The 23,160-nt window shown below is 57.3% G+C and carries 19 protein-coding genes; 8 read left to right on the top strand and 11 right to left on the bottom strand.

The features are described from left to right. Window positions 1-29: 29 nt before the first annotated feature. From HZB23_13025 to HZB23_12990, 8 genes are all read right to left on the bottom strand, one after another. Window positions 30-872 (bottom strand): NUDIX domain-containing protein, encoded by an 843-nt coding sequence (locus HZB23_13025; GenBank protein MBI5845580.1) that lies wholly within the window; start codon window positions 870-872, stop codon window positions 30-32. A 22-nt stretch (window positions 873-894) separates the two neighbouring features. After that, the gene (locus HZB23_13020) at window positions 895-3,168 is read right to left on the bottom strand and encodes a hypothetical protein (protein MBI5845579.1); all 2,274 of its coding nucleotides are present in this window, start codon (window positions 3,166-3,168) and stop codon (window positions 895-897) included. 435 nt (window positions 3,169-3,603) lie between these two features. Continuing rightward, the gene (glnA, locus tag HZB23_13015) at window positions 3,604-5,016 is read right to left on the bottom strand and encodes a type I glutamate--ammonia ligase (protein MBI5845578.1); all 1,413 of its coding nucleotides are present in this window, start codon (window positions 5,014-5,016) and stop codon (window positions 3,604-3,606) included. A gap of 220 nt (window positions 5,017-5,236) precedes the next feature. Next, window positions 5,237-5,575 (bottom strand): P-II family nitrogen regulator, encoded by a 339-nt coding sequence (locus tag HZB23_13010; GenBank protein MBI5845577.1) that lies wholly within the window; start codon window positions 5,573-5,575, stop codon window positions 5,237-5,239. Between the two features lie 63 nt (window positions 5,576-5,638). After that, the gene (locus HZB23_13005) at window positions 5,639-6,853 is read right to left on the bottom strand and encodes an ammonium transporter (GenBank protein ID MBI5845576.1); all 1,215 of its coding nucleotides are present in this window, start codon (window positions 6,851-6,853) and stop codon (window positions 5,639-5,641) included. 229 nt (window positions 6,854-7,082) lie between these two features. Then, window positions 7,083-9,728: a [protein-PII] uridylyltransferase gene (gene glnD, locus HZB23_13000; protein ID MBI5845575.1), complete on the bottom strand. Its 2,646-nt coding sequence runs from the start codon at window positions 9,726-9,728 to the stop codon at window positions 7,083-7,085. 394 nt (window positions 9,729-10,122) lie between these two features. Next, on the bottom strand, window positions 10,123-10,659 hold the full coding sequence (locus HZB23_12995) for a hypothetical protein (GenBank protein ID MBI5845574.1): 537 nt from the start codon (window positions 10,657-10,659) through the stop codon (window positions 10,123-10,125). Window positions 10,660-10,796: 137 nt separating this feature from the next. Continuing rightward, entirely contained in the window at window positions 10,797-11,483 is a 687-nt protein-coding gene (locus HZB23_12990; GenBank protein ID MBI5845573.1) for a hypothetical protein, read from the bottom strand. A gap of 458 nt (window positions 11,484-11,941) precedes the next feature. Between HZB23_12990 and HZB23_12985 the strand changes: the two genes are divergently transcribed. Beyond that, on the top strand, window positions 11,942-13,261 hold the full coding sequence (locus tag HZB23_12985; GenBank protein ID MBI5845572.1) for a DUF4388 domain-containing protein: 1,320 nt from the start codon (window positions 11,942-11,944) through the stop codon (window positions 13,259-13,261). A 196-nt stretch (window positions 13,262-13,457) separates the two neighbouring features. Continuing rightward, complete coding sequence (locus tag HZB23_12980) at window positions 13,458-15,356, top strand: tetratricopeptide repeat protein (protein ID MBI5845571.1); 1,899 nt, start codon at window positions 13,458-13,460, stop codon at window positions 15,354-15,356. Window positions 15,357-15,578: 222 nt separating this feature from the next. On the opposite strand, the gene HZB23_12975 is transcribed toward HZB23_12980, so the two are convergent. Both HZB23_12975 and HZB23_12970 read right to left on the bottom strand, forming a co-directional pair. Further along, complete coding sequence (locus HZB23_12975; GenBank protein ID MBI5845570.1) at window positions 15,579-16,757, bottom strand: acetyl-CoA C-acetyltransferase; 1,179 nt, start codon at window positions 16,755-16,757, stop codon at window positions 15,579-15,581. After that, window positions 16,754-17,875: an AI-2E family transporter gene (locus tag HZB23_12970; GenBank protein ID MBI5845569.1), complete on the bottom strand. Its 1,122-nt coding sequence runs from the start codon at window positions 17,873-17,875 to the stop codon at window positions 16,754-16,756. The genes HZB23_12975 and HZB23_12970 overlap by 4 nt, the downstream gene beginning before the upstream one ends. A gap of 294 nt (window positions 17,876-18,169) precedes the next feature. Here HZB23_12970 and HZB23_12965 point away from each other — a divergent pair, with 294 nt between their 5' ends. The 5 genes from HZB23_12965 to HZB23_12945 all read left to right on the top strand — a co-directional run bounded on the left by HZB23_12965 (window position 18,170) and on the right by HZB23_12945 (window position 20,974). Further along, on the top strand, window positions 18,170-18,634 hold the full coding sequence (locus tag HZB23_12965; GenBank protein ID MBI5845568.1) for a PilZ domain-containing protein: 465 nt from the start codon (window positions 18,170-18,172) through the stop codon (window positions 18,632-18,634). 227 nt (window positions 18,635-18,861) lie between these two features. After that, complete coding sequence (locus HZB23_12960; GenBank protein ID MBI5845567.1) at window positions 18,862-19,179, top strand: hypothetical protein; 318 nt, start codon at window positions 18,862-18,864, stop codon at window positions 19,177-19,179. Window positions 19,180-19,281: 102 nt separating this feature from the next. Beyond that, window positions 19,282-19,905 carry an RNA polymerase sigma factor gene (locus tag HZB23_12955; GenBank protein ID MBI5845566.1) on the top strand — a complete coding sequence of 208 codons (624 nt, stop codon included), beginning with the start codon at window positions 19,282-19,284 and terminating at the stop codon, window positions 19,903-19,905. After that, window positions 19,902-20,435 (top strand): hypothetical protein, encoded by a 534-nt coding sequence (locus tag HZB23_12950; GenBank protein ID MBI5845565.1) that lies wholly within the window; start codon window positions 19,902-19,904, stop codon window positions 20,433-20,435. The genes HZB23_12955 and HZB23_12950 overlap by 4 nt, the downstream gene beginning before the upstream one ends. 38 nt (window positions 20,436-20,473) lie before the next feature. Then, window positions 20,474-20,974, top strand: coding sequence for a hypothetical protein (locus HZB23_12945; GenBank protein MBI5845564.1), 501 nt, complete (start codon window positions 20,474-20,476; stop codon window positions 20,972-20,974). A gap of 75 nt (window positions 20,975-21,049) precedes the next feature. On the opposite strand, the gene HZB23_12940 is transcribed toward HZB23_12945, so the two are convergent. Then, window positions 21,050-21,610 (bottom strand): SRPBCC domain-containing protein, encoded by a 561-nt coding sequence (locus HZB23_12940; GenBank protein ID MBI5845563.1) that lies wholly within the window; start codon window positions 21,608-21,610, stop codon window positions 21,050-21,052. Between the two features lie 273 nt (window positions 21,611-21,883). Between HZB23_12940 and HZB23_12935 the strand changes: the two genes are divergently transcribed. After that, a complete protein-coding gene (locus HZB23_12935; protein ID MBI5845562.1) occupies window positions 21,884-23,056 on the top strand; it encodes an acyl-CoA dehydrogenase family protein in 1,173 nt (390 codons plus the stop codon). Window positions 23,057-23,160: the final 104 nt, after the last annotated feature.

Below are 23,160 nucleotides of genomic sequence, written 5' to 3'. Positions count from 1 at the left end.
CTCCCATCCGTTACTCTTTCGGAACAATGTTACAAAAGCTCCCACACGCCCCGACGGGCCACCACGCGGGAGGGTTTTCCGGGCCGGGCCTCTTGCCGGAAATCGTCTATGCCGTATTCGGGATCGTGGGGAAGAAGCACGCCCATGGAATCTCCGGAATAAAACGGCTGGGGCAGAACCGGCCCCAGGTCGTTCCCGACGGCCTTTTCGGCCAGGGATTCAAAGGATGGACTTTGCCCGATTTCCCACAGGGTGAAGAGGGTGGGCGGGAAAAGCGGAAGCCCGCCTTCCGCCTGCCGTGAAAGGGCCTCGGCGGGTGATATCCACAGCCCTTCCACAAGTTCGTCACCGTCGGGAACAGGCTCCTGGCCCTTGGGCATTCGGGCCGCGAAAAACCGGGCGTCGAAGCGCCTGGGTTCGGAAAGGGGTGTCACCCAGCGGCCAAAGGGGGACAATTCGTCCGCCCGAATGCTAAGATCGTATGCCCCGGCCAGGTCCGGAAAGCTCATCCGCCCCCTGGCCACGTCGGCCCTGTGCAGAAAAGCCCCGTCGTTCCCGCAGTCCGCGAAAAGCACGCCTGATTCCTCGAAGGTCTCGCGTATGGCCGCCATAAAGAGCGCTGAATCGAAATCATTCGAGCCCCTGGGCTTTCTGGTGCGGGCGAGAAGTCCGGGGTCCGAGTCGGAAGGCTCCACCACCCCGCCGGGGAAGACGAAAGCCCCTGCAAAAGCGCCCTTTCTGCTCCGGCGCCGCATGAGATAGGTTTCCATGCCGCCGTTTTTTTCCCTGACCAGGATAAGAGTTGCGGCGGATATTGCTTCAGACGGCGATTCCGGGGCGGGAACCACCGTTATCGAATTTTTTTTCACCATAAAATTTGCATTCGTCAAACTGTCAGAAACGGAAAGCCTCTTCCGAGTCGCCGGAGTCGGCGGCCAGTTCGCAGGCCTTGTCCACCCATTGCATGAGGCGACGGATGGAGTCTGCGTGGCGCTGATCCCTCTTGAGGCCCAGATATTGATTTTCACTGCGTTCTATCCGGCGCAGGACGTCCAGGTCGGCGTTGTCGCCGTGGCGGCAGGCGGTTCTTACAAGCGCCTGAAGTATGCCCACGAGCCCGGTCAGATTCTGCTCGCTTTTCTTCAGCCAGTAAATCTCCGCGTCCGGATTGCCGTATTCCGCGAGCGCGCTTTTTATGACCGCCGCCGTGATGGGGCCGCCGATCAGGGCAAGGAGGATGTATGCCTCCCTTTCAAGGGTCAGGGCGTACCTTATGGGCCAGGGCTTGACCGGGTCCGGGGAGTCCAGGGTTTCCTTCAGGGCCCGGTGAACGGTGCGCAGCTTGATCAGGAGCCGCTCCTTCTCCTGCTCCATCCATTCTGCGGCGAAGTCCGTCATTTCGGGCGCAAGGCCCTCCTGAACAAGGAGAACCTCCTCAGGCGTCACTTCTATGTCGTTATGAAGTTCCTTATTGTACTTCCTCAGCATGAGATTGGCAAGCATTAGGGCGTTGCGGTCGTGATAGGCCAGGGTTTCCGGGTCTCTGATGAAATCCTCCATCAGGACGATGAAAGCCTCCCGGCGCTTTTTCATCTGGTCTATGAGAACCTGGAGGGCGTTTAAAAGCGCCACCCTGTCCTGGCGGTGGACCAGATCCTTCAGGTAATGCCAGAGAAACTCGAAGACCTTTCCGCCGTGCTTCACGAAAACCGGTATGTTCTTCTCGAAGGCCTTGCGGACGAAATGGCCCCGGTCATCGAAGGACGCCTTCAAAAGCTCCAAAAGACGGGCCGAATCATCCCCGCTTATGGAAAAATCCCTGGCTATTACTTCATAATCCTCCGGGTCGAACCGAACCGGCGACTGCAGCATGGTTCTAATCTTTTCCTTGACAAGGCTGCGGTGCTGGAAAAATTCCACAAGCTCGACAAGGGCCGGATCGGACTGGCGGACCTCGCTTTTAAGCTCGCCTCCCCTTACTTTTATAAGGCTGCCGGAAACAACGATCTCGTCGTAAACCTTATCCCCGGCAAGGCCCAGGCGGGCTTCCAGGTTCACCAGGATTTCCTTCCTGGTCTCGTCCCTCACGGGCCCCTTGGGCAGGGCCCTTTCCAGGGCTTCCAGAAGGTTTCCGACAAGCCCCACCCGGATGGCCAGTTCAACTGCGTCGATCTTGCCGTAGTCGTCGGCAGATAGGGCATAAATCGTCTTGGCGGTCATGGGCGAACCCTTGCCCAGAACGCCGCAGAGAAGCCTGGTGATCCTTGCCCTGACCGGATCGATGGCGTCTCCCGGCCCTGTGGCCAGAAGCCAGCGCGGCTGGTTGATTTCTATGGGGGGGCGCTTAAGCTGATCCCGTAATTTCTTGAAGGCGAAAACTGCGTCGTAAACACCCAAATACTGTTCAAGCGGGTCTCCGGGAGGAGCCTTTAAAAGCATGGCCCGCACCTTTTTGGACAATTCGTCGGCGACTTCCGCCTTAACTGCGTTGATGGAAAACAAAAGGGCGAGGTTGGGATCGGGAGAGCGGGTTTCGTCCAGAACAAAGGGTTCGGCCCCATCCTTACGGGAATGGGGCTTTGAAAAAAAGGCGAACAGGGCCTCCATGCAGCGCTTGAAACCGGCGCGCTCCTCCTGGTCAAAATCGCCCAGCGCCAAAAAAACCGTGTTGATCTCATTTTCGGCGAAGCCCGCAAAGGCCTCCTGCATCCTTACCGCAAGCTTTGCTGCGGTGACTCCAAGGCGGCGGCCTGCGGCCTTGGCCCCGGCCATGTCAAGGTTCAGGTTTCCGAAAATGATGATATAATCAAATGTTGCTGATACCCTGCCGGATTCGGGCACGGGATTTCCCCTGTGGCGCACGAGGATTCTTCCGTCCGCGTCCGGCATCCTGGACAGCTTTTCAAGGTGAAGCATTATCTGGGCCACGGATTCGGTGGCTGCGGCTGGAATCCTGTTGCGGCAGGCGTCAAGGAACTGGGCAAAATCGAAAACCAGGTCAACCAGCAAAAGCCGCCAGGCGTCCTGCTTTTTTTCCTCGTTGTGTATGGCCTCGGCAAGCCCCGGAACGGATATTCCACGGCCCCGGCCCACAGCCTCAACGCCGCCCAAGTCACGGAAAAGGGCTTCGGCCTCGTCGTCCAGGACTATCTGCTTTTTGTCTGCCATGGCGGATCATGTCCGTTGGGGGGCCCTGCTGCCTTTGACTGCGGAGGGCCGGTCAAATACTGATGCCCGTAAAAACCGGCCGCCGGGTCAAAATGATGGGGATACTTAAATGATATTATAGCACTTACAAGCCTATGGCAAAAATAAAATGATGGAATAACGCGGAATGCCACATTAAAAATAGGGGCCGCGCCGGATATTTCCCGGTCGCGGCCCCTTTGTTCAATCTCGAATGCCAAGCTGCGTCTATAAAAACCGGGCTCGATTACACCCGATTCGATGACTGTAAGACCGTTGAAAAAGTCTGGATATGAAGCCTGTATAAAAACGATGAAATGCAAGGAAGGCGAACGGTGCGGGAGCAAGCGTACTTTTCGTACGTGGCGGACCGCGCCGCGAAGCCTGACAAAGCAGTTCGCGTTTTTAGACAGGCTGTTAGATGTCGTAATACAGGAAGAACTCGTGCGGATGCGGTCTCAGGCGCACGGCGTTGACTTCCTTGTCCGTCTTGTACTCTATCCAGGTGTCCAGAACGTCCTGGGTGAAGACGTTGCCCTTTAACAGGAACTCGCTGTCGGCCTTGAGAGCCGCCAGGGCCTCGTCCAGGGAGCCGGGGGCCGAGGGGATGTTGGCCAGTTCCTCGGGCGGCAGGGCGTAGATGTCCTTGTCGAGCGGATCGCCCGGGTCCATCTTGTTCTGGATACCGTCCAGCATGGCCATGAGGATGGCGGCAAAAGCCATGTAGCCGTTGCAGGAGGGGTCCGGGGTGCGGAACTCGATGCGCTTGGCCTTGGGGCTAGGCGAATACATGGGAATGCGGATGGCTGCGGAGCGGTTCCGGCTGGAGTAGGCCAGGTTCACCGGTGCCTCGAAGCCCGGAACCAGGCGCTTGTAGGAGTTGGTGGTGGGGTTGGTGATGGCCGTAAGGGCCCTGGCGTGCTTAAGGATGCCGCCCACTGCGTAAAGGGCCATCTGGGAAAGGCCGGCGTACTTGTCGCCCGCGAAAAGGGGCTTGCCGTCCTTCCAGATGGAGGCGTGGGTGTGCATTCCGCTGCCGTTGTCCTCAAAAAGGGGCTTGGGCATGAAGGTTACGGTGTGGCCGTGCTTGTAGGCCGTGTTCTTCAACACGTACTTGAACCAGGTGAGCCAGTCGCCCATCTGGACCAGGGGGGCGAAGCGGATGTCGATTTCGGCCTGGCCTGCGGTGGCCACTTCGTGATGCTGGCGCTCGACGGGGATGCCCAGGCTCTGGAGGGTGAGCATCATCTCGGTGCGCAGATCCTGGAACTTGTCGCCAGGGGGGACAGGCACATAGCCTTCCTTGTGGCGGATCTTGTATCCCTGGTTGGGGCTTTCGTCACGGCCCGAATTCCAGATGGCCTCCACCGAGTCAACCTGGTAGAAGGCCCCGTTGCGGTTCGATTCGTAGGTCACGTCGTCGAAGATGAAAAACTCGGCTTCCGGGCCGAAATAGGCGGTGTCGCCGATGCCGGTTGATTTCAGGTAGTTCTCGGCCTTCTGGGCAATGTAGCGCGGATCACGGCTGTAGGGCTCGCGGGTGATGGGGTCAACGATGTTGCCGATGAGAACAAGGGTGGAATCTGCGAAAAATGGATCGATGAGGGCGGTTGCGGGATCGGGCACAACCATCATGTCCGAGGCGTGAATGGGCTGCCAGCCCCGGATGCTGGAACCGTCAAAGCCCAGGCCCTCCTCGAAGCAGCCTTCGTTCAGTTCCTCTATGGGAATGGTGAAGTGCTGCCAGATGCCGGGAAAGTCCATGAAACGGATGTCCACCGCCACCGCCTTCTTTTCCTTGGCAAAGCTCAAAACGTCTTTCGGCTTCATCTTGTGCGATTCTCCTTTTTGTGAATTGCGGTCAAAAAAACCGCGTGGTTATGTGGTGCTGCAAAACAGAATCAGGGACAGGGCCGGAAAGCCCCAAAAAGCCCTCCCAGCCCATGCCCCACGGTCCTTAAGATGAAATTTTTTCACTTTATCGCCAGCCCCTTGACAAGGCCGGGTTTGAAGCCTGACGCAGCAGTTCGCGTTATTAGACAGGCTTCACTTACAAGGCTTCGGTGCCCGTTTCTCCGGTCCTCACCCTCACGGCCCCTTCAACGGGGATCACGAAGATCTTGCCGTCGCCGATCTTCTCGGTGTTGGCGGCCTTTCTCACGGCTTCCACAACCTTGTCCACAAGGCCGTCATCCACCACGATCTCGATTTTCACCTTGGGCACGAAATCCACCACGTACTCGGCCCCGCGATAGATTTCCTTGTGGCCCTTCTGGCGACCGAAACCCTTGACCTCGTAGATTGTCATGCCCTTGATGCCGATTTCGTTCAGGGCCTCCTTCACGTCGTCCAGTTTGAAGGGTTTGATGATGGCCTCGATTTTTTTCATGCGCACTCTCCTTGTGGAAAGGGGAGGGAGTATTTCCCCTCCCCCTGAATGTTGGCGGAAGGTTTAAGTTCTGTATGCGACTTCGCTGTGCTGGCTAAGATCCATGCCCGAAAATTCGTCTTCCTGGCTTGCCCGGATGCCCATGGTCTTGTCCAGCACCTTTATGATGATGATGGAAAGCACCGTGGAGTAGGCTATGGCCGAGAAGGCCCCTATAGCCTGGATGCCGAACTGTTTCGGATTCCCGTAAAAGAGCCCGTCAACCCCGCCGTATGCGGCGCAGGCGAAAAGACCGGTGGAAAGGGCTCCCCAGAGTCCGCCCACGCCGTGAACCGCCACGACATCGAGGGCGTCGTCATATCCCAGTTTCGATTTGGCCACTATGGCGAAGTAGCAGATGACTCCGGCCACGCCGCCTATGGCTATTGCGGCCATGGGGCCCACGAAGCCAGCCGCCGGGGTTATCGCGACCAGTCCCGCGACCGCGCCCGATGCGGCGCCCAGGGTGGTGGGTTTTCCCTGGTAAATCCACTCGGCCAATACCCAGGTTACGGCTGCAGTGCCTGCTGCTATGTGGGTGACGAAAAGTGCCATTGCGGCCTGTCCGTTGGCGGCAAGGGCGCTTCCGGCGTTGAAACCGAACCAGCCGAACCACAGTATGCCCGCGCCCAGAACCGACATGGGTACGTTGTGGGGGTGAAGCTGGTCGGTTCCGTGCCCCATGCGTTTTCCCACTACTATGGCGCAGACCAGGGCCGCGCAGGCGCTGTTTATGTGGATGACGGTTCCGCCCGCGAAATCCAGGGCTCCAAGTTTCCCCAGGCCAAGCCAGCCGCCGCCCCAGACCCAGTGGCAGACCGGAAAGTACACCAGAACGGTCCACAGCACCGTGAAGGCCAGGTACGCCGAAAACTTCATGCGCTCGGCAAAGGCTCCGGTGATGAGGGCCGGTGTGATGATGGCGAACATGAGCTGAAACGCGCAGAAAAGTATATGGGGAATGGTCTTGCTGTAAGGGCCGGGATCAAGCCCCACGCCTGCAAGGCCAAGGTATTCCAGGCTACCTATGAATCCGCCCTGGTCGGTGCCGAAGGCGATGGAGTAGCCGAAAACAACCCACAAAATGGCCACTACTCCAAGAAGGATGAAACTCTGCATGATGGTGGCGAGAACGTTCTTGGTTCTGACGAGTCCGCCGTAGAAAAGGGCGAGTCCGGGTGTCATGAACATTACCAGGGCCGTCGCGGCCAGCATCCAGGCAACGTCTCCGGAGTTGATGGCATTCATGGAAAGTCTCCTTAAATTTTTTGGACAGGCATCTTTTGGAGCCCGTTTAAGGGCTCCTTGGCCTGTGATTATTTCACCATCGGCGGCCCTGGGGAAAACAAAGCCTCCCCATCCGCCCTAACCCGGGGCAAGGGCCGTGCGTCCAATCTCCGCGCGGATTTGGACTGCCCAACCGTACGCCAGCCATCACCCCATAATTACAGCCAAAAGCGTTGTTTCTTCATGTTTTACCAGAGGCCTCGTCCAGGGCTTCCTGCAAGCGCCGCCTTACGGCCTCGCTTCGCTGTCCATCCAGCTTCTGCCCATCGGTGTCGCGCACGTAAAAAACGTCCACCACCCTGTCTGACTTGGTGGAAATCTTGGCTACCCTTATGTCCAGGCCCTCCTGAAAAAGAACCCTGGTGATCCCGTGCAAAAGCCCCGGACGGTCGTCCGCAAACACCTCGACTATGGTGAAAAAACTGGATGAGCGGTTGTCCACGCGCACCCGTTCGGGCTCGCCCAGGGCGGTTGCGGCGCGACATTTTGTGTCCGAGCGGCTCCGGCGCTCCAGGGCCTGGAAAAGGTCCAGCTCGCCCTTTATTGAGGCCACCAGGTCCTTTTCCACCTTCACCCAGGTCTCTTTTTCGAAAAGGGCGTCGGGCGGGGGCGAAACCCGGAAAACGTCCAAGGCGCATCCGTTGTGCCAGGTGTAGATTTCGGCGTCCAGAATGGATATCCCGTGCAAAGACAGGGCTCCCGCTATGCGGGAAAAAAGGCCTGGCGCGTCGTTGGCCGCAACGGTCACCGTGCGCAGGTTGTCCGACTGGCTTTTTCCGGCGGCCAGCACAGCCGGGACCGCCGGGGAGAGACGCCGCCACAGAAGGGCGTGGGCCGCCATGTCCGAGGCGGAAATGTCGTGCCTGTATCTGGGAGACATCTTGCCGAAAAGATCGAGGCCCTCTTTTTCAGAAAAATCCACGGGCAGAAGCGCCAGGAATTCCCTTCGCTTGTTTTCCTCTATGGAAAGGTTCCTTTTGGAAGCGAGGTTCCCGGATACCATGTCGCCTGAAGCCAGGGTTCTGTATGCCTTGGAAAAAAGCTCCCTCAGAAGGCTCCGGGTCCATTCGGTGTTGGCGTTGGGGCCGGTCGCCATTGTGTCGGCAAGGGAGAGCAGGTAGAGCATACGAAGGTTCATTATGCCGCCCACCTTGCGGCTGAAGGCCAGGATGGTCTCCTCGTCGTTCAAGTCCCGGCGGGAGGCGGTCTTGGCCATAAGAAGGTGCTCACGCACAAGAAACTGCACGGTTTCGATCTTCGTGTCCGGGTAACCCATGCGCTCCATTATGGTCTTCACCAGCCGGGCGCCTGCGGTGGAGTGGTTCTCGTCAGCGCTTTCCACTCCCTTTCCCACATCGTGCAGAAGGCCTGCCAGATACAGTACGCGCTTGGGGGAAACGTCCCTGAAAACGTCGGACACCAGGGTGTCGTCGCTTCTAGCGAAGTCCTTCAGAATCCTCACCGTCATCAGGGAATGGGTGTCGGTGGGATAGAGATGATACTCGGTGAATTGGACCAGGTGGACGATTCCCGCAAATTCGGGGATGAAGGCCGAAAGATAGCCGGTGTCCCGCATTTCCTCCAGGGCGTCCGCGCTTTCGGTGGGGGCGGCCCTCAAGACCGTCTCGAAGGCGCTGACCGCCAAGGGATCGGAACGGAAGGAGTCCGTGATGAGCCCGACGCTTTCCCGCACCCGCCTTCTGGCCGAAAGGGAGAGCCTCACCCCAAGCCGTGCGCTTTCGGAAAAAATCCGGGCAAGGGACAAAGGAGAGGCCAGGATGGTGCGGGGGGAGGCGAAATCGAGCCCTTCCTTGTCGAGCCTTATGCCCTCGGCGAAGGTCTCCGGGTTTTTTCTTTTTGATGACCTTTCCGGCGCGGCGGTTCGCACGGTGGCCTGGTAAAGCTCGTGGATGCGGTCCATGTGGCCCGAAAGCACCGAGAGGAAACGCTCGATGCCCGCCCTGTCCTGCTCGTCTGCAAAGCCAAGGCTCTGGGCCAGCTTTTTCTGGTAATCCAGGTAGAGCATGTCGTTTTTGCGGCCGCTGGCCAGATGCAGGTGGTTGCGCACCTTCCACACAAAGGCCAGGGACTTCCTGAGCCCCGCAAGCTCATCTGCGGTCAGAATGCCATGCCCGCAAAGTTCATCCATGCTCCTCGCCCCGGAAAGAACCCGGCCCATCCATAATATGGAATGGTAATCCCGCAAGCCCCCCGGCCCCTCTTTGAGGTGCGGCTCAAGGATGTGCGTGGTGTCTCCGTAGCGTGCGTGCCTGGAACGTCCGGTGGCCACCATCCACTCCAGGTAGCTCTTTGCGTGCTTTTTCAGAACCGGGCCGTCAAGCTCGTCCTGGAGCCTGGAATAGAGCCTGGAAGCGCCGCACACGAACCTTGCGTCCAACAGCGGCGTCAGAATCTCGTAGTCTTTGCAGGCCAGCTTCACGGCCTCCTTGAGGCTTCTGGTGGCCGGGCTGATTTCAAGGCCCAAATCCCACAGGGGATAGACAACCTCGTGAACCAGGCGGGTGGCCTCCGGAGGAACCCTGCCGTCGAACAATATGAGAAGATCGACGTCGGAGTGGATGCACTGCTCCCTGCGTCCGTAACCCCCAAGCGCCACCAGGGCGTAAGGGTTTTTGGCCACGGCGAGGCTTGGGCCCACTTGGCTCTTTTCGTAGGATTCCACAAAATAGTCGTCGATTATCCGGGCGTGGGCCGCAAGAAAGCCCGGAGCATCTTCCGGCAGGCCCCTGGATAAAAGCCTGTGCTTGGCATGAGACAGGTTTTCCGCCGGGCTCGCTGATTTTTTGATGGCTGTCACCTGATTCATAACCCTGTCCCCATGGCTCTGCGTTAAACTTGTTGTTATTTAAAGCAAATGTCATGCCAGAAGCGCTTTTTTCAAAAATATATAATGATTTCAGGCATTAAATTAGTTTTGCCTTTTTACACAACCAGTATTTATGAACAAATTTGTAGATAATTAAAAAAAATAATCTACAAAAACGTAGCTGTCGCCGCATTATGGCCGCATGGCCAAAACAGTCTGCGCATCTTTTTGAGGTTTTTGAGGGAAAAATCCCTTTGAAAGGGAAGATGTATAGGGAGCAGACCGAAAAAAACAGGCCGGGAATCAGCTTCGCCAGTGCGGAGTCCCGGCCCAGAAACGTTTAAGCGGAAAACAGGCCCCTGCCCTTTTCAGGCCGACGGGAAGAAGCGGACTGTCACCAGTCTTCTTCGGGGTCCGCTTCGTGGCGCTGGTCGAAACCGCCGAAAGTGTGGTGTTCGTCGTGCTGGCCGGAAAATATCCAGGCGTTTAAGGCTATGGAAAGGGCGAGGCAGGCCAGGATGACCCAGAAGCCGTAGGAATAATGTATTCTGAAAAGCCCTCCGCCTTCCGAAAGAACGCTTGCGTCGATTTTGGATTTCAGCATGAGAAGGGTGACGGTGCCGACCCCGGCGCAGACTGCCGATATCGCGGAAACGAATGTGTGACGGATGAGCCCAGCCAGCCCTCCCAAAAGGGTGAGGCCGAGAGTGACCACGACAAGGGGCCGGGCGTCAATTTTCCCGCCCGGAAAAACGCTGTTCAGGGATTCAGGAAATCCCGGTCCGACGACAGCTTTCCCAGTGACCATCCGGGTTCCCGTGAAGGTGAGAACCTTCCTGTCCGCGCTTGTCACGTCCATGAACGGCATGAAAAAAAATATGGCCGCAATGGCGAACATGACCGGCGAAAACCTCCATGCCTTGTCCTTCATAATGCTCACTTTTCCGGTGGAATTAGGGGCAACCCGCTTTTTGGGTCAGGCAGGCCCCGCCGGGAAAGCGATTCCCGGCGGGGCCTGCCGATGGAGCGTAAACAGGGGCGCAACAAGGGCCGCCCCGGCGCTTGAGGTCAGGGATAGACTATGTGGTAATGCGGCGAGACGGTGTCGAAGGGCGTGTCCCTGAAGTAGTCGGCAATTGCCCGGTCGTAAGTGGCGGTCAGCCTGAAAGCCTTTCGGGCGAGGCGGTACCTGGTGCGGGGAAGGGTCGAGCCGTTGTTGGCTGCGATTTCATCCGTCACCATCTGGTAATCGGCTGGCTCCACCACTGCTGCCACGCGAAGGTAGTTCTTGGCTGCGGCCCTTATCATGCAGGGGCCGCCGATGTCTATTTCGCCCCTTGCATGCTCCGGGGTGGTGCCCGGCTCGGCGATGGTGGACGAGAACGGATAGAGGTTGGCCACCACCATGTCAATGGGAACGGCTCCGGTGCGGGCCATGTCTTTCTGGTGGGCGTCGTTGTACGTCTCGGTGAGAAGGCCAAGGTAGACCTTGAAATCCAGAGTCTTGACAAGTCCGCCCTGGGTTTCTGGCTGGCCGGTGTACTCGGAGACCGGAATAAGAACAGCCTTGGCGGCCTTGCCCAAAATGCCCTCGATATGGCTGAACGTGCCGCCAGTGGAAATGATTTTCACTCCCGGCGCGGCCTTGACAAGTGCGGGGATGAATCGGTCGAGCCCGGTCTTGTCCGATACGGAAATGAGCACGTGCCTCACGGGCACCGGCCCGTCAATCCTGGTTACGACGTTCTTGCTCATTGCTCCCCCTTGTGATGGAATAAAACGGTGGAGCCGCAGCTTTCACCGATGCGGCTGAAACCCTCGCCGGTCAGGGCAGGCCGAAGACCCCCGCCCTGCCCCGATTTTTTGTATTCGGGAAACCGTCTTCAAAATTGTCGGATTATTTCAAGAAGGCTTTGAACCCAGCCAATTCTTTTACTGCTTTTTGGCAGCGCCGTCAATGCCATTGACCGGCGGGCCAAAAAAGGCGCATCTGATAAAAGAGGAACCGGGGCGGCTTTTGAAAGGGCGGCGGGAGCCCGATGGAAATTCTTCCCAACAGGCAAAAATTTCTGCATGATTCAATCATCAATACTTTTACATCCGGCCAAAAACTGCTATACTTCTCAAATTATAATCCTGCGCACTACAAATAAGGTTTTCGGCTTTCTCCCGGAAAAGGCCCTAAAACGGGAAAAGCCCCAAAAGGAAGCGACATGAACCTAAAGGGCAGTTTCGAGCCTTCCTCGCTCGCAAGCATTCTCCAGCTTCTTTCCAACGAGGAAAGAACCGGTGCGCTTACCCTCACCAACGGGGAGAGCGAGGTCAAGATTTTCATCAAAACCGGCGACGTCATCTGCGCCACCGGAAGCCAGAAGGAAACCCGGCTGGGAACGCTGCTCACCAGGGACGGCCTGATCTCGGCCAAGGACCTTGCCTACAGCCTTTCCGTGGCCGCCGAAACCAAGCAGGCTCTGGGAAGCGTATTGGTGAAAAAGGGCTTCATCTCCGAGCAGACCCTGAAGCAGACCATTCACAAACAGGCCGAGGAGGTCATTTTCAACCTTTTCGTGTGGAAGTCCGGCGCCTTCGAATACCACGACTCGGACGAGGTGCCCAAGGGCGCTCTGGACACACGTATCGATATAATGAACATCATCATGGAGGCCATGCGCCGCATCGACGAGATGGTGTTTTACATGTCCCAGATTCCCTCCGACCGCATGGTTTTCGCCATATCCGAAAAGCCCGTGAACATGGAGGACATGCATTTCACCGAAAAGGAGCGCCGGTTCATAAGCCTCATCGACGGCAGGCGCACCGTGCGCGACCTGATTTTCACGGCGACCTACGACGACTACTCGGCCTACCAGCTTTTAAACAGCCTCATATCCAGCGGGGTGATCGAAAAGCGGGAGGAGCAGCCTTACGAAGCAGCTGGCGACGACGGCGACTATTCGGACATCATACTGATTTACAACGATATTCTCCAGATCATAAGAAAACACCTGGAGGTGGAGCTTGAAAAGTGGCTGGTCACCATGTTCGACGACCTCACAGAGGACGTCCAGAAAAAAGACCTCATCCGCAAGATGCACAAGATAGCCCGCCAGAAATGGGCCTTCAACATAATCGAAAGCTGCAAGCCCCAACTGGTTCGCAAAAAGCGCGACCTTTTCACCGGGTTTCACCCCACCAACCCGGTGGACGCCAATATCCTGGCCGTGACCAAAAGCCTTGCCGCCGTAAAGGACAGCAACAAGGGCCGCTACATCCTGGCCAAGAGCTTCAGCCTTTTCGTGGCCAACCTCATAAAGACCGTGGTGGACAGCTTCGGCTCCAGGGCCAGCAAGAACATGCTGAAGGAAATCAACCAGGCCATAGTTTCAATCCATGAAAACACCTCCGATTTCCCCGAGAAGGCGGAAATCGTAAAGGATATGATGGACATTCTAGTGCAGGTGGCCCAGCGCTTCAAGAACACCTCCCCCGCAGTTATCACCACGGGAAGGATACTTGCCATGAAGGAGGAATGATCCCGCCTTCTTATCAGCCCGCCTAAAAACGCGAACTTAAGTGTCAGGCGTCAAAGCCAATTCCGCCACGTACTTTCAGTACGCGCGGCTCTTATGGTTTTCGCCAACCTTAGCATTTCATCGTTTTTAGACAGGCTGATATCCTGGATTCCAGTAGTGCTTTTTTTACCGGATGTTTTCCTTCGGCGGAAAAATAATGACCCGGAAAACGCTTCTTTCGGCATCCGCCCTGGCCTTTCTCACCGTGGCCGCCTATTACCCGGTCTTTTCTGCGGGCTATATCTGGGACGATGATTTTTACCTGACCGAAAACCTTCTTTTAAACTCCATAACCGGCCTCTGGCGGATATGGAGCGAGCCCGCCGCCAGCCCCCAGTATTATCCCCTGGTCTTCACCTCCTTCTGGATCGAAAAACGCCTGTGGGGCCTCGATCCCTTGGGCTATCACCTCGTAAACGCGCTCCTCCATGCAGGCTGCGCCTTTCTCTTGTACAGGATTCTCCTTCGGCTGCGGATGAGGGGGGCGATTCTCGTTGCGGCGGTTTTCGCGGTGCATCCTCTTTTCGTGGAATCCGTGGCCTGGGTCACCGAGCGCAAAAACGTGCTTTCGGGTTTTTTCTGCCTCGCATCCTTCCTGTCCCTGCTGAAATGGCAGGAATCCGGGTCGCCTTCAAACCGCGACTACGTTAAGGCCTTCGTTTTCTTTCTCCTGTCCCTGCTTTCAAAAACCGTCACGTCCACAATGCCAGCGGCCTTTCTCGTGACGGCCTGGTTTTCGGGGAAAAGGATCGACAGGCGGCTCGTGACAAGGCTCATCCCCTTTTTCGTCGCGGGGATCGGCCTTGGGATGCTCACCGGTTACCTTGAGTATTACCACGTGGGGGCCCAGGGTCCGGAGGCTCAGATACCCCTTGTGAACCGGGTGCTTACAGCAGGCTGGATATTCTGGTTTTATCTCAAAAAGATATTTTTCCCGGTCTCCTTCTGTTTCAACTATCCCCAGTTTTATCCCAACCCCCATGAGTTCCGCCAATGGCTGTATGCCGCCTCGGCGGCTGCGCTTCCCTTTATCCTCTGGGCCTTCCGGAAACGCCTGGGAAAAGGCCCCCTGGCGGCTGTTCTGCTGTACGGCGGCACCGTCTTTCCGGCCCTGGGCTTCATAGACGTCTATCCTTTCAGGTATTCGGTGACGGCCGATCACTTCTGTTACCTCCCTGCCCTGTTTCCCCTGGTTCTGGCAGTTGCGGCCCTGGGCCGCCTTCCGAAAAAGGCCTTCATCGCCGTTTCAGCAGCAATAATAGCCTTTCTGGGCGTTTCGACATTCGGGCATTCATCGGATTTTTTGAACCGCGAAACCCTTTACAGAGCCACCATAAGATGCAACCCCGGCTCCTGGTTCGCCCACAGAAAGCTCTCAGCGGTTTTCGCCGAACAGGGCCGTTACGACGAAGCCCTTGAATCCTTGCGGGCCGCCCTTTCCGCCCGGCCCGAAGACGCCGACGATCCGAGCCGTGAGGCGGTCGCCCTCACGGACCTCGGTTTCCACCTGGCCCATATCGGACGAAACCTGGACGCTTCCGGCTTCTTTCATCGCGCCCTCTCGATTTCTCCGGGCTACCCCAGGGCCATGCTGAACCTGGGGGTTAACCTTAACTCGATGGGGAAGAAAAATGAGGCCATCGAATATGTTCTTGCGGCCTTGAACGCAAAACCCGATAACGCGGCTGCGGCATTCAGTCTCATCAAAATCAAGAAGGACATGGATGAAGCCGAACTCGCGTCGCAGGAAATCGTCCGTTTCTCGCTGAATGATCTAAAGGCCTCGATACCGCAGCTCCTGGCAATGCTGGGAAAAAATCCCCTGAATCTGAAGGCCAGAAAAGCCCTGGCCCTGGCTTTGAACGAGACGGGACAAGCGGAAAAGGCCTACCGGGAGGGACGAAAATACTGCCGTTTGGCGGAAATCCTTTCGCGGTCGATGCTCCTTGTTGCAGCCGACCTTGAAGGGAGCGGAAGGGATGCGGAATCGGAAAGATACCGGATGGAGGGGCTTTTGCTCAGAAAGGATCATGCCGAAGGCTGCGGCGCGCCCTGACCCGGGACAAAGGGGCCGGAGCGTTTTCAAATCCGCCCCGGCCCCTGTTCAAATCAGCATAGCTATTTCGGAAGAGCCAATAAACAAGCAGGCTGCAAAAGGCCGATCACAAGCGATGAAATGCAAGGAAGGCGAGCAGCGCGGGGAGGAATAGTACTGGTCGTACATGACCGACCCGCGCTGCGACGCCTGACACAGCAGTTCGCGCTTGTGGACGGCCTGCTAGTCTGCCTTGACAACCAGAGCCACTGCCTCTCCCCCGCCCAGGCACAGCGAGGCCACTCCGGTTTTGGATCCCCTTTTGCGCATCTCGTGGATAAGGGTGACCAGAACCCGGCAGCCGGATCCGCCGATGGGATGCCCAAGGGACACGGAGCCGCCGTTTACGTTCACCCTGGCCGGGTCAAGGGAAAGCTCCTTCATCACGGCGCAGGTGGAGCCTGAAAAGGCCTCGTTGATCTCGAAAAGGTCAACGTCGGCGATACCGACGCCTTCCTTTTTGAGGGCCTTGGGCACGGCCCAGATGGGGGCCACCAGCACGTATTTCATGTCAATGCCGTATGAAGCCTGGGCCCCTATGGAAACCAGGACCTTGCAGCCAAGCTCGGCGGCCTTTTCGCGGCTCATCACAACTACTGCGGCGGCGCCGTCGGAGATCACCGAGGCGTTTCCGGCGGTGCCCACTCCGTCCTTCTTGAAGGCCGGGGGCATCTTTGAAAGGGCCTCGAAGCTGGTTTCGCGGGGGCATTCATCGGTGTCGAAAACCTTGGGCGGGCCCTTTCTCTGGGGAATCTCAACCGGGACGATTTCATCCGCAAACCTGCCCGAACCTATGGCCTCCAGCGACCTTTTATAGGATTCAGCGGCGAACCTGTCCTGGTCCTCGCGGGAGATGGAGTATCTTTCAGAACAAAGCTCGTTGCTCATGCCCATGTGAAAGTCGTTCACGTGGTCCCAAAGGCCGTCGTGGATCATGGAATCCAGAATCTGGCCGTGGCCCATGCGGTAGCCCGTGCGGGCCTTGGGAAGAAAGTACGGGGCCATGCTCATGTTTTCCATGCCGCCCGCCACCACCACGTCCGCGTCGCCCACGGCCACCGCCTGGGCAGCCAGCATCACCGCCTTCAAGGCCGAACCGCACACCTTGTTGATGGTTATGCATTCGGCCTCCCAGGGAAGGCCGGCCTTTATGGCCGCCTGCTTGGCCGGGTTCTGTCCGTAGCCCAGGGGAAGCACCTGGCCCATTATTACCTCGTTTATCGCGTCCTTGGTTATCCCGGCCCTTTTCACCGCCTCGGCGATCACAAGGCCGCCCAGATCGGTGGCTCCCACGCCGGAAAGGCCTCCGTTGAATCCGCCCAGGGGGGTTCTTACCGCGCTCACTATTACCGCTTCCTTCATTCCGCTTTCTCCGTCATTGGTTGTGTTGGGGATGCCTGCGATTGATCCTGTTGAATCCGTCTCTGATATTCAAGCCTTATAAGCCAGGCGTTTATCACAGCGTTGAAAAGGGTGGCGAGCGGAATGGCGAAAAAGAGCCCCCATATCCCCCACAGCCCGCCAAAAACCAGTACTGCCACTATAATTGCCACCGGGTGCAGGTTCACCACGCCGGACAAGAGAAGCGGGGCCAGAAGATTGCCGTCCAGGAGGTGCAACACTCCGTATGCGATCATGGCATATACCGTCTGCGGGCTCCATCCCCATTGAAAAAGGGCGAAAAGCGCCACCGGGACGGTTACGGTCACCGCGCCTATATATGGTATCACGGTGGAAAGGCCCACCAAAAGGCCCACCAGCATGGAATAATTAAGGCCAAGGGCCAGATAGGTGACATAGGTCGCCCCCCAGACGATAAGAAACCTCAAAAACTGCCCCCGGACATAATTCGACATCTGTCGGTTGACCTCCTGCCAGACCGAAGACGCCAGATGCCTTTCGCGGGGCAGGAACTTCCGTATCCATGCCACTATCTTGAATTTATCCTTCAAAAAGAAAAACACCAGAAGCGGAACCAGGACCAGGTAGACCACGAAAGTGATAAGGCCCCTCACCGAGGCCAGAGACAGAAAAAAGAGGCCCTGGCCCATGTCGGTGATCTGGCTGGCGAAGCTGTCAAGAATCTGCCTTATGTGTTCCTGTGAAACAAGTTCCGGGTGACGAATCGGAAGATTCGTGAGCGCCTCCCGGGTACTCTGAACCATCCTGGGAAGCTCGGCCACAAGCTGCCGCACCTGGTTTACCAGCATGGGCAGAAGAATCACCAGCAAGGCCACAAGGCAGGCCATGAAAATGCAAAACACAAGCATGACCCCGGTAATCCGCTTGACGCCCATTTTTTGAAGGCGGCCCACCAGCCCCTCCAGAAGAAAGGCGATAACAAGGGCCGCTATCACGGGCGCAAGCATGTTCCCCAGGGTGAAAACCAACACGAATCCAAGGGCCAGTAAAAGCACCAAGATGATGACCTGCGGGTCTGACAGGTATCTTTTAGTCCAATTCTTGAATAAATCGATCATGTGTGCTTTAAGGTATATGAATTTGACAGAGCCGCCAAAAGGCTTGGCTGGCGCAAGCCCGGCATATAGCCCAAGGGCTCCATATCCGCATCTTCCAGGCTTTCACCCGGCAGTTGCTAATGGCCTTGCGGAATAACCTAATTAAATATCACGTAAAAGAGGCGTGCAGCAAGAGATTTCAGGCTTTACGAAAATTTTGGGGCCATCGGGCGTTTTCGCCGTCTCGTTTGACTTGCATTTGTAAAAGGTGCTGATATACTGCCTGGGATGTGAGAAAATCAGGAGCTTAACGGCATGGAAATCACCAAGGCATACGTGGATCACGACGATACGGCGCTTCTCGTGTGCCCTCACTGCAAGCTGGCCCGCGTGACCAACGTGGCCAAGTTCAAGGAGCGCAAGGACGCCCTGAAGGTCCGCTGCCGCTGCCGCAACATCTACGGCGTTCACCTTGAATTCCGCAGGGCTTACCGAAAGCCCACGAGCCTGGAGGGGCGCTACTCCGGCCCCACCGGCAGAGGCGGGCGCATGACCGTGAAAAACGTATCCCAGGGCGGAATCGGCTTTCTCACCTCGTCCGCCCACCAGCTCAAAAAGGGCGATCTGGTCAGCATCGAATTCAAGCTGGACGACGGCAAGGACTCGCTTATCAATCGCCGGGCCGTGGTGCGGGTGGTTGAAGACCTCTACGTGGGGGTCCAGTTCTCCCTGGCCGCAGGAGCCTATGACGCAGCCCTTGGTTTTTACCTCCGCAAGTAGAATCCTTCCTATTCCGCCCTCACGCCCATTCGCTCCCGAAGCCTTTTGACCCCAATCGATGTTATAAGTAATTCAAGAGCTTAAAAAATTTTTTTCTCCTTGTAGACCAATTCCTTTTTCGATCCGTCATACGCATTAAGTCACCGGAATCTGTTCCATACCGGTCAGCGGCCAAAGGCGATGCCAAGGCCGGACACGACAACAAGCGCATGAAGGGGAGATTCGAAATGAAGAAAATAATGTTGGTCTCGGCGGCGGCGGCTCTTCTGGTTTTTTCAACCCTTGGAACGGCGCTTGCACAGCCCGCCAGGGCAAGGGAAGCCCGGCAGCAATATCGCATCCACCAGGGCTTAAGGTCAGGCGAAGTCACCAGGGGCGAATACAGGGCGCTGGAACACGGCCAGGGGAGAATCGAGCACGCCCGCAGGAACGCCTGGCGCGATGGCCACATGAGCCGCAACGAATACCGCCGCATCCATCACATGCAGGACCGGGCCAGCCGCAACATCTACAGGGCAAGGCACAACGATTGCAGCAGGTGGTGATCTTTAACGGCCCGTCAGCAAAAGCGGGCCGTTGCGCGGAATTCATTCGATAAGGCGGCATAACCGGCCTTTTCCAACAGGCCCCAAAAAGGCTCATCATTGATGAACGGCCCCGGAACGATCACCGACGGAGAGGAATCCATATCGGAACTTGTCCGCCGGTCCCAAAAAGGCGACCGCATGGCCTTTGACCGGATAATCAACATTCACGCCGGGCGGATCCATCGCATGGTTTATTTCAGGGTCCGCTCGGCAATGGATGCCGAAGACATCACCCAGGAGGTGTTCATCACGGCCTGGCAAAAAATTTCGAGCCTGAAGGAACCGGAAAAATTTCAATCCTGGCTTTATCGCATAGCGGTCAACCGGAGCCTGGACCATTCGAGGAAGCGGAAATTTTTCGACCTTTTCCGGTTCGGGCCAAAGAACGCGGGCATGAATGAAAACGAGGAAGAACTGGAAGTGCCCGACACTGTAACCCCTTCGCCCCTGGACAGGGTCATGGAGGGCGAATTCAAAAGCCTGCTGGAGGGCTTTTCCGCCTCCCTCTCAAAGATGGAGCGGGAGGTCTTCACCCTAAGGTTCATGGACCAGTTGGGCTTGAGGGAAATCGCAGAAACGCTTCAGAAGGACGAAAGCACCGTAAAGACGCATCTTTACAGGGCGTTAGCCAAGTTCAGGGCAAATGACGGGCTTTCATCCTTTTTAACGGAGGCCGCGCCATGAAAAAGACCGTAAAAGCCAAATGCGGAAATCTTTCCGAAAACTCCCTTTTCGAGGCAGTGGCCTTCCCCGGTGAAGCTTCCGCCGAAACCCTCCGGCACCTTGAATCCTGCCCTTCCTGCAAAAGGGAGGCGGAGGATATGGCGGGCTCTCTTGCGAAACTGGGCGAGATGTCCCGCCGGTCGGTCCCGGCCATGAAACGCAGGATACTGCTTCCGCCGGAACCGGCCAAAAGCGGCTCCCTTTTCCAGGGCCGTGCTTTCCGCGTGGCCCTGGCTGCGGCCTTTGTGGTGGTTTTCGCCGTAACGGCGCTTTTCACCCTCAACACCCGTTTGACTCCCGGCATAGAGCCCCTTGTGACCGAATATACGGAAAACGAGCCTCTCTTTTTCGAGGAACCGGAAGCCTATGCCCAAAATGTGCTTCCGCCGGATTACCTGGAAATGGCGGGGGTTCTTATCGAAGAAGACGAGGAAGCCTTCGGTGACATGACCTACGATGAGGATTTTACCGACTTCGCCTCGCCGGTCTGAACAATCCGGGCGAAAACCGCCCTTTAAAGGAGCAGGCAATGAAAAGAAAAATTGCGTTGATAACCCTTGTTTCGATGCTCTTGGGCGTTGGAATCTGCCTTGCCCAGGCGCCGGACGCGCGCTGGTGGAACAACCCTGACGCAGCCGGCAGGCTTTCCATCACCGCCGCTGACAAATCACGCCTGGAAGCCCTGTACGCCCAGAGCCAGCGGAAAATGATCGATCTCAAGAGCGCGGTGGCCAAGGAACGGCTCGATCTGGACGCAGCCTTGAACAACCCGAAATCAACCGACGCAGCCCTGAAGGAGCGTTACCAGAGCCTTACCAGGGCACAGAACGCCCTTGCCCAGGAACGCTTCAACTTCATCATCCAGACCCGCCAGGTTCTCGGCCATGAGCGGTTCGCCATCTTCAAGACCATGTTCGAGGAAAGGCGGCACGAACGCATGAACAAGTGGCGGGAAAGACGGAGCCGGGAAGGCGCAGCGGGACAGGGGCCCCAGACTCGCGGCGGCGATCCCTCTCTTTGGGGCGAGTGAACGGAAGCCGCCTCAAGCAAGGTGAAAAATATTTGGACCGGACCGGCCCCGCCTTACCCAGGGCAGGAGGCCGGATCAGCCGCCTCCCCTTTTGCCGTACCGCTTCACCCGGCTTAAAAGCTCAGGATCCTCAAAGGCGTAGGTGACGTCTTTGGGGTCGTAGTCCCCGGACTCCAGAATGGTCTTTATGCCCGTCACCTCGTCCATTATGTGGGCGCGGCAGGCGGCGGGCCGGTAAGCCTTTCGCCAGATGAACAAAAGAGCGCATGGAGCCAGAAGCGGATTCATCCTGAAATAGAGGATTTCCTTCACCAGGGTCCCTTCTGGAACCGGCGTGAAGTAAAAATCCGTTCCTATCCATATCCACGAAAATAGGGCGAAACGGCCCAGCCACACGAAACGCCTGTTGCGCTCGAATTCTACCACCCTGCCTACGTGGTGAAGATAAAACCCGTCGATGAGCTCTTCGATGGAAAAGGCCGAGCCCACTCCACCTTCCTTGATGTCCAGCGCCTCGGCCCGCAGGTGGTAGTCAAAGTGCCATCGATGGTACTGGGCGCCCCTGGAAACGAAGTTGAAGACCTTCTCCACACCCTCCCGGATCACCACCGTATTCACTGCATAATCGATGCGCATGGGTGCGTCCTTTCGCGGGCTGAGCCGCAAGTAATCGGCCTGGCTGCCTATGTAGCGTGGGGGATTCAACACATCTACCACATGCCTGTTGCATGTTGCAATCTTTTAGCCTGATTGGTATCCTGCCCCCTTTTCGGGAAAAGCAATGACGGGGCGCAAAACCCGCAACGGGCGGCTGACCGCCCGTCTGCGCCCGGCCCGTCGGGATCGGGTCTTTTAGCAGAAGGCGTTCAATCGACTTGTGTTCTTTACCACCGTCATTAAGGACAAGGCATGGATTTCAACCTAAGCCGCCAGCAGGTCATGATAAGGGACAACGTCCGGGAATTCATGGAAAAAGAAATTGGGCCGGTCTGTGAGCGGATGGACGAGGAAGACCGTTTTCCCGACGGCCTCTTTCCCAAGATGGGCTCCCTGGGCCTGCTCGGCCTGTGCATTTCCCCGGAATACGGCGGAGAAGGGCTGGATTTTTTAAGCGGAATACTGGCCACCGAGCAGATGGGGCGGGTGAGCCCGGCTGTGGGCCTCTCCTACTGCGCCCATGCGAACCTGTGCGCCCACAACCTGGAGCGCAACGGCACCGAGGACCAGAAACGGCGGTTTCTGCCCGGCCTTTGCGATGGAACCATAATAGGCTGCATGGGACTCACCGAACCCGGCGCGGGCTCGGACGCCGTGGGAATCACCACCACCGCAGTGAGGGACGGAAACCATTTCATCTTAAACGGAAGCAAGACCTTCATAACCAACGCGCCAATAGCCGACCTCGCCCTTGTTTACGCCAAGACCGACCCGGAAAAAAAATCCAGGGGAATCACCGCATTTTTGGTTGAAAAGGGCGCTCCGGGCTTTTCCGTTTCCAGGCGCATCGAAAAGATAGGCCACCACGGCTCCCCAACCGGCGAGCTGGTGTTCATGGACGCGAAGGTCCCGGCGGAAAACGTTCTCGGCGAGGTCAACCGGGGTGTAAGGGTCATGATGAACGGCCTGGACTCCGAACGGGTCATAGTGGCGGCCCTCAGCCTGGGCTTGGGCAGCGCCGCCCTGGAACTCGCCCTTTCCTACAGCAGAAAGCGCGAGCAGTTCGGCAGGCCTATAGGCGAATTTCAGCTCATCAAGGCCAAGCTCGCCGACATGTACACCGAAAACGAGGCGGCAAGGGGACTTGTATACCGGGCTGCTGTGCTTGCGGAAAACTCCCGCGAGGGCGGTAAGGGAACCGAGCTTCACAAGCTGGCCGCAGCGGCAATTTTATACACCGCCGAGGCCACCAGCAGGGCTGCGGCCAACTCGCTCCAGATTCACGGCGGCTACGGCTACACCACTGAATACCCTGTGAACCGCTTTTACAGGGATGCCAAGCTCTACGAGATAGGGGCAGGGACATCCGAGATAAGGCGGCTTTTGATAGCCGACGAGCTTTTGAGAAAGGGCCTGGGACGCTGACCGATACCTTTTCTGATGCCAGAGGTTGCCGGGTACTCCGTCCTTCCCCATAAACGACCGCCGCCTGCCGGTTTTATGCTTGAGAGGAATGAAATGACGTGCAA

This window comes from Deltaproteobacteria bacterium (assembly GCA_016235345.1).
In the GTDB taxonomy this organism is placed as follows: domain Bacteria; phylum Desulfobacterota; class Desulfobacteria; order Desulfobacterales; family Desulfatibacillaceae; genus JACRLG01.
The sequence above is the reverse complement of the archived record's forward strand: the minus strand, read 5'-3'. Positions and strand labels throughout refer to the sequence as shown.